We start from the raw sequence: 12,853 nt of genomic DNA, 5'->3' as shown, positions 1-12,853 counted from the left end.
CAGTACCGAATGGGAGTGGAGGCAGACGCTGTCATCCGCTTAGGCATGCTACTGATGGGAGCGGGGACGAGTGGCTATCGGGTAATCCGAGCGATGAAGCGGGCTGCGCGTGCCTTGGGATTTGATCGAATGGATGCTGTGGTGGGGGTCACGCAGATTACGTCGACGTTTCATCGGGGCGATAGCTTCCGGACGATCGTGGCGCGTTCGCAGAGTCCGGCTGTGGATGCCTCGCGGATTGAGGCATTAGAGTCCTTATCCCATAGCTTGCACCATGAGATTACTGCGGAAGACCTCAATGCAGCGCTGGACAAAATTGTTTATAACGTGCGTAAGCGCTGGAGTTTGTTGGTGGTCTCTCTTGCCGCTGCGCTGGCGTGTGCCAGTTTCGCGGTATTGAATCACTTTGCCATCGTGGAGATCGCTCTCGTGGCGGTGTCTGCGGGGCTAGGGCAGGCAGTTCGGGCGTATCTTCATCACAAGCACATGCATCAACTTGGGTGCGTCGTCGCGGCGGGGACAGTCGCGTGCCTGACATTTTTTGCCCTTGCGCATATCCTCATCCGCATAGATGTGGGGGAAACCCAGAACTTTACCGCCGGCTATGTGGCCGCGGTGCTCTTTTTAGTCCCGGGATTCCCCCTGTTCTCTGCGATGATTGATCTTGGTCGCTTTGACTTTGATGCGGGTGTTTCCCGGCTGGTCTATGCAGTGACAGTCATCTTAACGGCAACTTTTTCAGTGGCCATGATCAGCTGGGCCACTGGCCTTAACCCGGAACCAGTGATCGTTGAACCAGGCAGCAGTTGGTATGCGGTGGCAGCTCTGGCCAGCTTTGTTGGCATTGGCGGTTTTGCTTTTCTCTTTAATAGTTCACGGCGCATGGCCTTGGTGGCTGCCACGGTGGGGACGACAGCAAACGTGATAAGGCTGCTCTTGGAAGCCAATGGCTCCACTGGGTATTTCGCAGTGTTCATCGGGGGACTGATTATCGGGCTGTTCGGGGCGGTGGCGTCGAAAAGCGTGAACTTGCCCCGCATCACAACCACCGTGCCTGCGGCTGTGATTTTGATGCCCGGTACCGCGATGTTTCGGGCCGTGTATTACCTCAATAGGGGAGACATGGATCAGGCTCTGGTGAACGCGGCCACTGCGATGATGGTGGTGTTCTCGATCTCGGCGGGGCTGGTGCTGGCGCGGCTTCTCACAGATAAATCATGGACGTACGGCAAGCTCATTGAGTTCGACAAGTTGGGGCACGACTAGCGCCTACCTGGGGAGGCGGAAGAGCCCGGCTGCGTTTTGTTCAGCGAGGCCGTCGTCAAGCAAAGAAAAAAGTGCGCGGGAGCGTTGCGACGCGTCCGGCCACAAGACGTCGATACTGCTGAGGGGGACAGGGGCATCAGCCGAGCGCAAGAGCGCCATGATAAGGCCACGAACCTGCCGATCCGTCCCCACAAACTTTTGTACGCGCTTCTTTTTAGCCTCTAGTTCTTCCTCGCTGGGGCGGGGCGCTCCGGCCGCGATCCAGGCACAGTGGGAACGCACCGGGCATGCCTCGCAGGATGGCGTGGTGGTGCACACAAGCGCACCGAGTTCCATAAGCGCCACAGAAAACTCAGGTGCATCGTTTTCCGGCAACAGAGCTTGCACCTCCGCGATCTCCTTCTTGGAGGGGTTTCCCGCGAGGTAGCGGCCAAGGTAAAGACGGTGGTAAACACGCCTGACGTTGGTGTCTACCACCGCTACTCGCTGGCCAAAGGAAAACGCTGCTACCGCACGGGCGGTGTAATCGCCGATACCCGGCAAAGCTAGGAGTTTTTCCACGTCTGCTGGGACTTCTCCATCATGGAGTGCGACTATTTGCTGGGCGCATTGGTGCAGTCGCAGTGCGCGACGCGGATACCCGAGGCTTCCCCATGCCCGAAGAACCTCGTCTTTGGGTGCTTGCGCAAAGTCTCGAGGAGTAGGCCACCTTGTCATCCATTGCGTCCATATTGGTTCAACGCGTGCCACAGGAGTCTGCTGGCTCATGACTTCACTGAGAAGAATTCCCCACGGGGAGGTTTCGGGGGTACGCCAAATGATTGCACGGGCGTTAGCGCGATACCAACGTAAAAGGGCCGTGATGATGTTGTTTTTCTCTGATGCATTCATATTCGTGGGTACCCAGTGTAACCCCCTGCCTGAGTGCAATGTCACATTTATGAGGCGAGGGGTGCAAGAATATATGTCATGTCGTACGGATATAACCCTCATTCCCCTCGTGATCCTGAACAAGCGTGGGCACTGCTTCTTGAGGGCAATGCGCGATTTGCTTCGGGGAACCCCCAGCGTCCCAACCAGGATGTGGCGCGTCGCGATGAATTAAAAAAGGGCCAGGCCCCTCGGACGTGCGTTTTTACGTGCTGTGATTCGCGTGTTCCAGCGGAAATGCTTTTCGACGCCGGTTTTGGTGACATTTTCGTTATCCGCACAGCAGGTGAAGTGATAGATACCGGCGTACTAGCCTCGCTTGAATTTGCTGTTGCTGGCTTGGGCGTGGAAGTAGTCGTGGTCTTGGGCCATGAATCATGTGGCGCTGTGGCTGCTACCGCAAAAGTTATTGAGGGCGATGGCGCGCCGGCTGGCTTCCAGCGCACGCTGGTTGAACAGATTGCCCCAAGCATTCTTGAGTCTAAAACAGCAGGTAGCAGTGATCATGCAGATTTTGAACGCCACCACGCTACAGCTACGGTCACGCGGATTCTGCAGACTTCTCCAGCCATCTGTAAAGCGGTAGAAGAACACCGCACGGCCTTGGTATCCGCTCGGTATCGCTTATCCGACGGAAAGGTAGAGACCCTTCACACGATTGGGTTTTAAGAAAGACTCGTGAAGACACGCCACGATGTTCCCCCAGACGACCACGGAAAACACTTAGTCTGAGTACGTGGATCGACGAAGCGAACAACATGAGAACCGGCGCCTGCCCGAGGTCTACTACCAGCGGCGCCGAGCAGCTGCTGTGGTGGCGCTCGTGGTTGTGGTTCTCCTCATCGTGTGGGTTCTCTCAACCATCGGTGGGGGAGACACCGAGAACACTAACGTGGCCGACTCCGGGGCATCGGTTGCAGAGACGACAACAAGCACTGCACGGGCTTCTGAAACTTCTGGGCACAGCTCGCAAAAGAGTACTGAGTCTGAAAAGACGTCTGAGGCACAAAAGTCATCTGCTGAGCCAAGTTCCAGCGTTGCTGCCGATGCGAAGACAACCTGTGCTGTGGAAGACCTTGTGGTTTCTGCAGCCAGCGACCAGGCGAATTATGGCGCTAAAGCACAGCCAAAGTTTTTTATGACGGTGAAGAACCCCACCAAAGCGGACTGCGAGATTAATGCAGACGAAAATCCGCTGCGATTTGAGGTCTATAACCTTGCTACAAATCAGCGAATCTGGTCAGACATAGACTGTAATCAAGCAGTAGCCAAAGGAAAGACCGTCTTCAAAGCTGGCGAAGAACGCTACTTTGAGGCTATCTGGTCTAGGACTGGCAGCGCACCAAAACAATGTTCGGGTCGCCAGCCAGTGCCTGCCGGAAGCTACTATCTCCACACTGTTATCGGTGGCAACCCCTCGCCGGCTTACACCTTTAACCTTCAGTAGCGTCGATCTTTAAAACGCGGCATCCAGGGCTTCTTGGATGTCGCGTACTTTTTTAACGGTAATCCCCTTTGTCTTAGTGATGCCATCCGGGATGATGGCGGCGGTGTATCCGAGTCGTTGTGCCTCTGCAAGGCGACGATCAATATTGGGCACCCGCCTGATCTCCCCGGCAAGTCCTACTTCTCCTAAGACAATTGTTTTAGGGGGCAGGGGGGTGCGCATCAGCGCGCTAGCGGTGGCAAGGGCAATAGCAAGATCTGTAGCAGGTTCTCCTACTTTCATGCCACCCACGGTGGCCACATAGACCTCACTACTATGCGTTTTTTTGCCAGCTCTGGCTGCGAGAACTGCAAGAACCATGGGGACTCTCGTGGGATCAAGTCCGGTGACCGCGCGGCGCGGGTTTTTAGCTTCAGTGGGCACCACGAGTGACTGTACCTCAGCAACGATGGGGCGTACTCCATCCATAGCCACAGTGACAGCTGTGCCATCAGGAGTGGAGCCGTGGTGGGAAAGAAAAAGCCCGGAGGGGTCGGGGACCTCGTGGATGCCATCAGACTGTTGTTCAAAGCAACCGACCTCATCGGTAGCTCCGAAACGGTTTTTGATGCCACGCAGCATTCGGAGGCTGGAATGTCTATCGCCCTCAAAGTTAAGGACCACGTCCACAAGGTGCTCCAAGACGCGAGGGCCCGCCACATTTCCGTCTTTGGTCACGTGTCCCACCAAGAGGATGGGGATTCCGGTGGTTTTTGCAAGGCTCGTTAACGCGGCAGTCACCGCGCGTGACTGTGCCACGCCTCCTGCGACGCCTTCCACACCTGCGGCTTGCATGGTTTGTACGGAATCCACGATAAGTAGACTTGGTTTTAGCTGCTCTACATGACCAAAGACAATGTCAAGGTGTGATTCCGCGGCGAGATATAGGGTTTCTTGCAACGCGCCAGTGCGTTCTGCACGCATTCGTACTTGCCCGGCGGACTCTTCTGCAGTGACATAGAGTGCGATTCGAGTGGAATCGCCGTCAGGTTGTTGCGCCCACTTACTCGCGACTTCTAACAAGAGTGTGGATTTACCTACGCCTGGTTCGCCGGCCAGCAAGACCACTGAGCCTGGAACAATGCCCGTGCCCAGCACTCGATCAAGTTCACTGATACCGGTTGAACGCGTCACTGATGTATTCGCGTTAATGCTAGTGATGGATACGGCAGGTGATGTTGGGGTGAGACCCATGGGCCTGGATGAGACGCTTGGGGTGCTTGAAGGAGCGCTCACACGCTGTTCCTCCATGGTCCCCCAAGATCCGCACTCGGGGCAGCGTCCCAACCATTTGGGGGAGGAATATCCGCATTCTTTGCATGCGTGAATGCTGCGCGCTTTCTTTGCCATGAGAACACCATAGGACACAGTCATGACATTGGAGTGTTCGGATGTTCGAATACTGCATGCTACATAAAAATGACTTGAAATAATCGGTAAAAATGCATAATTACTGGTAGTTGCATCGGTGCAGATATTAAAAAAATAAAGGTATGAATTTTCCTGAAGCGATTATTATAATTAGCTAAAGTATTGATTGGTTAAAAGTTGTATGACCGGCAGGCTTTTCATGTTTTATGTAGCCTGAGCGGGGGGTTGTGTGTTTGCGGGAAAATGTGGGAAGAGTTGTTGATGTTTGGGAAAGTCAACTACTATGACAGGAGTAAATTAAAAATAGGCTTAGGGAAAAGCTTAGATTCCATTCGGCTTGGTATGGGTGTTCCGCGAAGCTGAATTTAGGTAGGTATACATGGGTGCGAGAAGAGTGCGAGATGTGGCGAAGGTAGGTTTTGCTGGCTCGCTTGCTTGCATTGCAGTCGCATTTTCCGCCCCGGCTATGGCGCATAACGCTCCGGAGATTGTGAGCGTTTCCTCGGCGACACCAGGCCCTCTTCAAACATTAGAGCCTGGACGGGCCAGTGATAGAAGCGCATCGATTACCGATGTGAAGGTTTTTCCCAAAGGGGAACAAGGGGGCCGGGAATTTCATATCGAGGAGGGGCAGTTCGTCGGCATAGCTATTGCATGGAAAGACGTGACGGGGATTCGTGAAGGGGACACGATTCAGTATCAATTGCCTAAGCAGCTAGATATTGGAGGACCCCTTACTTTTGAGATTCCTGATCGCACGTTAAACAGGGTGATTGCGCAAGGCGTTATTGATGCGAACAACTATTTGCGGATTACCTTCAATAAAGAAATAGCTGGTCAAACTTCCTCAGGTCACCTCACTGTGAATGCTCCCGTGCACCAGTCTGGCCTAACCGGTCCTAGTATTCTCGATTTGGGTGGCTTTGGTCAGGCGCTAGTGCATGTGAATCCCAAGTCCCCGGAGCTGAATGATTTAGCTACCAAAAAGTCATACTCTTCAGATATGGAAGGCGCCTGGTTCCCTAGTGCTGAGGCATCCGATCACATGCCTGCCGTGGACACTTTTTCAGAAGACCCATTTAAAGATGTGACTGAACCGGATGAGGAATATCCAGAAGATGAACCGGAAGATGAAGAAGAACCGGGAGATTTTGTGGATGCTCCGTTGGATATTTTAGATCCAAACGCTCCTCCAATGGCGGTTATTGATCCCGGACTTCCTTTACCTCTTATATCTGATGGTGGAAGACCTCTCCCCACAGCTCCACAAAAAAAGGAGCCGCGAGTATCTGTTGAAGCTAGCGGGGAAGAAAAAACTACAAACTCTGATGTAGACATATCTGGGTTAGCGTCCTTGCTTGATCTTCTGGGGGAAGAAAACGCAAAGGAAACACGTGCCGAGCGTCCCCACCGTATCTTTGGACCGATTCTGCCTGGAGGGCGGAAGCCAGAAGGCGAACGTGTGCAGCATCCGGAGTTGCGAGGACGCCAAGAGGTCCCAGGCCAAGAGCTTCATATGATTCCTGCTCCGCAAGGGGCAACGTCACCAGAAGCACATCCGCATCATAGCGACGTTAACGTGCAAGTGGAGGCTGGCAGGGATAAGAGTGGCAAGCCCACTAAAGAGGTCAAAGTTGTGGATAAAGAACCGCAACATACCGCTATGGCTGAGCCTCGGCCGATGGCTGGTGGCCCGTGGGTCTTCCCTGGTGCGATGCACATCATGCGTGAAGCTCAGGGGGAATTCATGGGAGGAATGCTTCCCACGGCTTTAGCTTTTAACGCGATTGGGTTCATAGCTATCGCTGGCGGTATCGCGGTATTGCGCAAAGTTAAGTAGAAAAGCTTAAAGGCTTCTCCATCAACATTGATGGAGAAGCCTTTTGGTTTTGCTTTAAGTGATTAGTGGGCGTTGTGGGCGCCAACCTCGCGGTCCTGTGTGCCGGATTCAACGACCGGGGTGGAGATCGTTGCAGTGGTAGTGATGGTGCCGGAATCGAAGGTGAACACAACTTCCTTGTTTCCACCGACGGCTAGGCCGGTGTTAGCAATTGTGGTGGAAACGTGCTCGATGCAGATGTTCTTTGGCTTAGTGAGCTTGGTCAGCTCGGAAGGGACATCGCCAACGAGCGAACAATCTGAGTTGATCGTGGTCTCCCCGGTGATCACTGCTTTCTCTCCACCAACGGTGATGGACTTGAGCGTGTGCCGTGCATTGCTGTTGTCCTGGTTTACGGCAGTGAACTTTACGCCCGCTTCACCTTTGTCCGTAAGGTGAACAGTTACGTCGCGGAGTGCGATGGTGCCGTTTTCGGTGTCAGCCTGGGTTCCGTCCACAGCTGCGACCTGTGAAGAGGTCTGAGTGATCTGTCCTGCGCTGCAGGCTGCCAGGGTGACTGTGGAAACTGCAGCGGCGGAGATCAAAGCGCCACGGCGGGCGACAGACTTCATGGACTTCACTTGTTCGTCCTCCATAGGGGTGAGACTGTAGGGGCGTGACGATTGTGAGCAGAGTTTCGTCACATTTTTCGTTCTTCACTCTAGTATCTAGTGCTGCTGTTCACACACTTATTTGTGCAGCGGCGAAGCCAAACGGGGGGAAACTTTAGAACCATGGGAACTTTTTGCCTTGCGGTGGAGATCAGTCGGGTATTTTGCATATCTCGTCGCGTATTTTCCTGGAGCGGAAAACATTTATTGTCCGGTTCTGATGGAAATGGTGTACTCGGCTAAAAGTGCTGGTTGGAGTCGTGGTAGAATACGGCGGTTAAACGCGAACGCTCAAGGAGTTTAGATGGAATTCAAGGTCGGCGATACCGTCGTCTATCCGCATCATGGTGCCGCAGTCATCGAGGCGATCGAACAGCGTGAAATGAACGGTGAGACCTTGGAATTCTTGGTCCTCCAAATCAATCAATCAGATCTCGTGGTTCGTGTTCCCTCTAAGAACGCTGAGCTGGTGGGCGTACGTGACGTTGTGGATGATGAAGGTCTACAAAAGGTCTTTGGATTCTTGCGGGAGATCGACGTGGAGGAAGCCGGAAACTGGTCACGTCGTTTTAAAGCAAATCAAGAACGTCTTGCTTCCGGTGACGTGAACAAGGTTGCTGAGGTAGTTCGCGACCTATGGCGTCGTGACCAGGGACGAGGCTTGTCTGCTGGTGAAAAGCGAATGCTTGCCAAGGCTCGCCAGATACTTGTTGGTGAGCTAGCTCTGGCAGAGAACATCGATGAAAAGAAGGCAGATGAATTGCTTTCAGAGGTCGATGCGACCATAGAGCGTCATCGCGCTGCTGGGATTGACCTCCCTGAGGTCAACAAAGTTGAGGAGTCAGATATCGATCTGGATGACCTCAGCTTTGACGACGAGGACTAGAACCGCCATGCCTAGGCGCGTCGTAGCTATCGTTGCGGCAGCGGGGAAAGGTAAACGCCTGGGGGCTGAGTTACCTAAAGCCTATGTGCCGCTTCGAGGTAAAGCGCTCTTGGTTAGATCTGTCCAAGCGATGCTCACCTCCGGCATTGTTGATGAAGTGATCGTGATTATTAGCCCAGAGATGCAAGATTATGCTGAGCGCATTTTGGGCCAGGCGGGGCTGCTTCCATCCCCAGAAATTCCCGTTCGGCTCGTGCACGGTGGAGAGGAAAGAGCTGATTCAGTCTGGTGCGGATTGCAATCTCTACCTGATAAAGACGCGGTAGTGTTGATCCATGATTCTGCTCGTGCACTGACTCCGCCGGGGATGATTGCACGAGTCGCCCGTGCGGTTTTGGAGGGGGCAGAGGCCGTCATTCCGGTCCTGCCCGTGGCAGACACGATCAAAGAGGTCGACGGCACAACAGTGCTGCGTACCCCCGTACGCTCGTCGTTACGCGCGGTGCAAACTCCGCAGGGTTTCGATCTGGCCCAATTGCGTGCCGCGAACCTTGCTTATTTTGAGCAACAACCTGAATTTATCGCTACGGATGATGCCAGCCTTATGGAATGGTTCGGTGTGAACGTTCAGTGCGTGCAGGGCGACCCCATGGCCTTCAAAGTAACCACACCATTGGATTACGCGCTGGCCAAGGCAGTGACCGATGAAGCCGAACCTACGATCTTTGAGGTACCCAGTGACTAACCCGATCATCCCGCGCGTGGGGATTGCCACCGACGCCCACCAAATCGAAGCTGGCAAACCCTGCTGGATAGCCTGCCTACTTTTTCCTGGCCAAGACGGCTGTGAGGGACATTCCGATGGGGATGTGGTCGCGCATTCGCTTGTCGACGCTCTCCTGTCCGCAGCAAACCTTGGCGACCTAGGTTCCTTTGTGGGAGTAGGAAGAAAAGAATACGACGGAGTTTCCGGTGCACGCTTGCTACAGGAATGCCGAGCTTTGCTGGAAGAACATGGTTTTACCATCGGCAACGGGGCCGTGCAGCTGGTAGGACAAAGTCCCAAAATGGGGCCGCGCCGGGAAGAAGCCGAACGTGTGATGAGCGAGATACTCGGCGCGCCCGTTTCTGTATCAGCCACCACGACCGACCATCTCGGTTTTACAGGGCGCAGTGAAGGGCGGGCCGCCGTGGCTACGGCGGTGGTCTGGAAGTAACCATTGGGCGTGGGTTAAGCAAATGAAGCAAAAGCTCCCACGTCCGATAGACTAGTTTTTGTGACTCTACGCATCTTTGACACAGGAACACGTTCGCTTCGAGATTTCACGCCCTTGCGTGAAGGACACGCATCGATCTACCTGTGTGGAGCAACTCCTCAAGCACAGCCACATATTGGGCATGTTCGCTCGGGAGTCGCTTTTGATATCCTGCGCCGATGGCTGCTCGCCAAAGGCTTCGATGTTGCGTTTGTTCGTAACGTCACGGATATTGATGACAAGATTCTCCGCAAAGCGGAAGAACACGGTCGCCCCTGGTGGGAATGGGTATCCACGTATGAACGAGAGTTCACGTGGGCATACGATCAGCTTGGGGTTCTCCCGCCCTCCGTTGAGCCTCGTGCCACCGGCCACGTCACTCAAATGATCGACTATATGCAGCGCCTCATAGATAACGGTTATGCCTATGAAGCTGAGGGCTCCGTCTATTTTGATGTTTCTGCCTGGACTGCGGCGCAGAGATCAGACTACGGAAGCCTCTCCGGCAACAAAGTCGAAGAGATGGAGCAAGGCGAAACAGAAAACCACGGCAAGCGTGGCGTGCACGATTTTGCGCTGTGGAAGGCTGCCAAACCGGGTGAACCATCGTGGCCTACACCGTGGGGAGACGGGCGCCCCGGCTGGCATCTTGAGTGCTCCGCGATGGCCACGTGGTACCTCGGCGGTGAATTCGACATTCACTGCGGCGGCCTTGACCTACAATTCCCACATCATGAGAACGAAATCGCGCAATCGCATGCCGCAGGTGATGGATTCGCTCAGTATTGGATGCACAATCACTGGGTGACCATGAGCGGGGAAAAGATGTCAAAATCGCTGGGCAATGTTCTTTCCGTTCCCAATATTTTGGAGAAAGTACGTCCAGTGGAGCTTCGTTACTACCTTGGCTCAGCTCATTACCGCTCTATGCTCGAGTATTCCGATAACGCTCTCTTAGAAGCCGCTGCTGGTTATCGTCGTATTGAGGCATTCCTCGCAAAAGTCGGACCGGTGGAGATCGGTACCTGGACACCGGAATTTGCGGCGGCTTTGGACGATGACCTCGCGGTCCCCAAAGCTCTCGCGGAGATTCATGGTCTAGTTCGCGCTGGTAATACCGCTTTATCCTCGGGCGATATCGTAGAGGCTCAGCGCATTGCGTCGTCGATACGCGCTATGACTTCAGTTCTTGGAATCGATCCGCAATCAGAGCAGTGGAGCACTGAGTCCGATACCTCTGAGGACGCGATGGCTGCCCTCGACGTCCTTGTACGCGCGGAACTTGAACGACGCACCACAGCACGAGAAGCCAAAGACTGGGCAACAGCAGATCAGGTCCGCGACCGGCTTGCTGCTGCCGGCATCACAGTCACAGACACCGCCGATGGCCCCACCTGGGCGCTCAACGACAATCAATAAATAGACCAAGAAAGACAGTCAATGTCAGGAAAAGAGACCAATCGCCCCGGCGTTCGCAAGACCAACAAAAAGGGCGCTACCAAAGGATCTGGTGCTGTTCGACGGCGCGGATTAAAAGGCAAAGGCCCTACGCCAAAGGCCGAAGATCGCGTGTACCATGCGGCGCACAAGCGCAAGCTGGAAAAGCAGCGTCGTGATCAGGGCCGCCATAAGAAAGAGGAGACGGCTGAGCTGGTTGTGGGCCGTAACCCAGTAGTGGAGTGCCTGCATGCCAAGGTTCCTGCCACGAGCCTCTACATCGCGGAAGGCACAAAGAATGATGCCCGACTCAGCGAAGCCGTCCAGATGGCTCATAGCCGTGGCATCCCACTGATTGAGGTCGCGCGACACGAACTTGACCGCATGACGGGCAACGGCATGCACCAAGGCATCGGCCTACAGATCCCGCCATACAAGTACGTTGAGGTCTATGATCTGATTACTCAGGCCAAGGATTCCGGTGAACCCGGCATGATCGTGGTGCTGGACAACATCACCGATCCGCGTAACTTGGGCGCTGTTATCCGCTCGGTGGCTGCCTTTGGTGGGCACGGCGTGGTGATCCCAGAGCGCCGTTCTGCTTCAGTGACCGCTGTGGCTTGGCGTACCTCGGCTGGTACTGCGGCGCGACTCCCGGTGGCCAAGGCAACAAATATCACGCGCGCGCTCAAAGAGTTCCAGCAAAACGGTTACCAGGTCGTTGGCCTCGATGCCGGCGGTGACGCAACGTTGGATACGTACGACGGCAAGGGGCCCGTCGTCATCGTTGTTGGCTCTGAGGGCAAGGGCATTTCCCGCCTGGTGCGAGAGACATGCGACTCCATCATGTCTATTCCGATGTCGCGATGGGTGGAATCCCTCAACGCATCGGTGGCTGCGGGCGTGGTGTTGAGCGAGTTCGCTCGCCAGCGCAGAACTCAGTAGCTTCTGGGTACGGCAAGTCAAAGAACCTAGCGATTGCCGTAGCCGCCACAAAATTGGTCGACGTGGGGCCCAGGAATGCGGATGTCACGGGATGCCGCGTGGGAACCACGTGGCCGATGCCCGTGAGCGACCATGCCTCGACGGGGCGCTCGCCAGGCCACGATGTCACCCTAAACCCCTGGGTCGTGCGTTCTGTTGAGCGGTCTAGGCCGTTGAGCCGGGCATAGTAGGCGGCGGTGTCTGAGAAAGAGAGGACTTCCCCGCGGGCGGCGTCGATAAGCCCCCCGTGATAGGGGGAAATAGGGTCTTCAGTGCCATGCATGGTGAGAATCTTGGTCGGGCACCAGTGCTCTGGGGTACTGAGGAAGTGAGAAGGGGTGGGCTGGTTTGCCGCGATGAGGGCTGCGCCGGCGAGGGTACCGGGTGAATCGTGGAGCAACCGGATCAACATATGAGCGCCGTTGGAAAAGCCCACACCAAAGACCTGGGAATACGGGGCTGCGAGTGCTGTGAGAAAAGCGACGTCATCGGTACCTAGCAGTCGAGTCTGTTCTGCGAAACTACGGCGTGCGTCGTTCCAATGATGCGAGATACCTTCCGGGTAGATGACCGTGGTGCCGTGTTCTGCGAAGTAGTCGAAAGTCCTATCGGTGAAGTTTCGGGCCACACTTGCCGATTGCCTGGATCCATGCAGGTACATGAGAAGCGAGCCGTTGGGAACAGCCGGATCGATCCGAATATAAGTTCTTTCACCGAGTTTGTGCTTCATAATGGCCCAGTATATTT

13 protein-coding genes are annotated in these 12,853 nt (G+C 54.9%); 9 read left to right on the top strand and 4 right to left on the bottom strand.

All coding sequences use genetic code 11. The features are described from left to right. The first annotated feature begins 9 nt into the window (after positions 1 to 9). Positions 10 to 1,266, top strand: a complete 1,257-nt coding sequence (locus CULFRC11_RS09175) for a threonine/serine exporter family protein (RefSeq protein WP_023636308.1) — start codon at positions 10 to 12, stop codon at positions 1,264 to 1,266. A 3-nt stretch (positions 1,267 to 1,269) separates the two neighbouring features. Here CULFRC11_RS09175 and CULFRC11_RS09170 read toward each other — a convergent pair whose 3' ends face one another. Next, complete coding sequence (locus CULFRC11_RS09170) at positions 1,270 to 2,157, bottom strand: HhH-GPD family protein (RefSeq protein WP_031270610.1); 888 nt, start codon at positions 2,155 to 2,157, stop codon at positions 1,270 to 1,272. Between the two features lie 78 nt (positions 2,158 to 2,235). On the opposite strand from CULFRC11_RS09170, the gene CULFRC11_RS09165 reads away from it, so the two are divergent. Continuing rightward, a complete protein-coding gene (locus tag CULFRC11_RS09165; protein ID WP_013912337.1) occupies positions 2,236 to 2,865 on the top strand; it encodes a carbonic anhydrase in 630 nt (209 codons plus the stop codon). A 67-nt stretch (positions 2,866 to 2,932) separates the two neighbouring features. Then, positions 2,933 to 3,643, top strand: coding sequence for a hypothetical protein (locus tag CULFRC11_RS09160; protein WP_023636306.1), 711 nt, complete (start codon positions 2,933 to 2,935; stop codon positions 3,641 to 3,643). A 9-nt stretch (positions 3,644 to 3,652) separates the two neighbouring features. Here CULFRC11_RS09160 and radA read toward each other — a convergent pair whose 3' ends face one another. Continuing rightward, positions 3,653 to 5,032: a DNA repair protein RadA gene (gene radA, locus CULFRC11_RS09155; RefSeq protein WP_023636305.1), complete on the bottom strand. Its 1,380-nt coding sequence runs from the start codon at positions 5,030 to 5,032 to the stop codon at positions 3,653 to 3,655. A 424-nt stretch (positions 5,033 to 5,456) separates the two neighbouring features. On the opposite strand from radA, the gene CULFRC11_RS09150 reads away from it, so the two are divergent. Then, positions 5,457 to 6,893, top strand: a complete 1,437-nt coding sequence (locus tag CULFRC11_RS09150; RefSeq protein ID WP_235424591.1) for an Ig-like domain-containing protein — start codon at positions 5,457 to 5,459, stop codon at positions 6,891 to 6,893. Between the two features lie 62 nt (positions 6,894 to 6,955). Here CULFRC11_RS09150 and CULFRC11_RS09140 read toward each other — a convergent pair whose 3' ends face one another. After that, positions 6,956 to 7,528: a hypothetical protein gene (locus tag CULFRC11_RS09140; protein WP_031270605.1), complete on the bottom strand. Its 573-nt coding sequence runs from the start codon at positions 7,526 to 7,528 to the stop codon at positions 6,956 to 6,958. A gap of 319 nt (positions 7,529 to 7,847) precedes the next feature. Between CULFRC11_RS09140 and CULFRC11_RS09135 the strand changes: the two genes are divergently transcribed. Genes CULFRC11_RS09135 through rlmB form a run of 5 tightly spaced genes read left to right on the top strand, consistent with a single transcriptional unit; the run spans position 7,848 to position 12,067 of the window. Then, positions 7,848 to 8,429: a CarD family transcriptional regulator gene (locus CULFRC11_RS09135; protein ID WP_013912332.1), complete on the top strand. Its 582-nt coding sequence runs from the start codon at positions 7,848 to 7,850 to the stop codon at positions 8,427 to 8,429. 7 nt (positions 8,430 to 8,436) lie between these two features. Further along, positions 8,437 to 9,174, top strand: a complete 738-nt coding sequence (gene ispD, locus CULFRC11_RS09130) for a 2-C-methyl-D-erythritol 4-phosphate cytidylyltransferase (protein WP_013912331.1) — start codon at positions 8,437 to 8,439, stop codon at positions 9,172 to 9,174. Then, a complete protein-coding gene (ispF, locus tag CULFRC11_RS09125; RefSeq protein WP_013912330.1) occupies positions 9,167 to 9,646 on the top strand; it encodes a 2-C-methyl-D-erythritol 2,4-cyclodiphosphate synthase in 480 nt (159 codons plus the stop codon). The genes ispD and ispF overlap by 8 nt, the downstream gene beginning before the upstream one ends. Positions 9,647 to 9,706: 60 nt before the next feature. Continuing rightward, complete coding sequence (cysS, locus tag CULFRC11_RS09120) at positions 9,707 to 11,104, top strand: cysteine--tRNA ligase (protein WP_023636302.1); 1,398 nt, start codon at positions 9,707 to 9,709, stop codon at positions 11,102 to 11,104. Positions 11,105 to 11,125: 21 nt separating this feature from the next. Next, positions 11,126 to 12,067 carry a 23S rRNA (guanosine(2251)-2'-O)-methyltransferase RlmB gene (rlmB, locus tag CULFRC11_RS09115; protein WP_023636301.1) on the top strand — a complete coding sequence of 314 codons (942 nt, stop codon included), beginning with the start codon at positions 11,126 to 11,128 and terminating at the stop codon, positions 12,065 to 12,067. On the opposite strand, the gene CULFRC11_RS09110 is transcribed toward rlmB, so the two are convergent. Beyond that, positions 12,003 to 12,836, bottom strand: coding sequence for a CE1 family esterase (locus CULFRC11_RS09110; RefSeq protein WP_023636300.1), 834 nt, complete (start codon positions 12,834 to 12,836; stop codon positions 12,003 to 12,005). The two genes, rlmB and CULFRC11_RS09110, sit on opposite strands and share 65 nt — an antisense overlap. Positions 12,837 to 12,853: the final 17 nt, after the last annotated feature.

The sequence above is a fragment of the Corynebacterium ulcerans genome (genome assembly GCF_000767685.1).
GTDB lineage: Bacteria > Actinomycetota > Actinomycetes > Mycobacteriales > Mycobacteriaceae > Corynebacterium > Corynebacterium ulcerans.
This window is presented reverse-complemented; position numbering and strand designations above follow the sequence as displayed.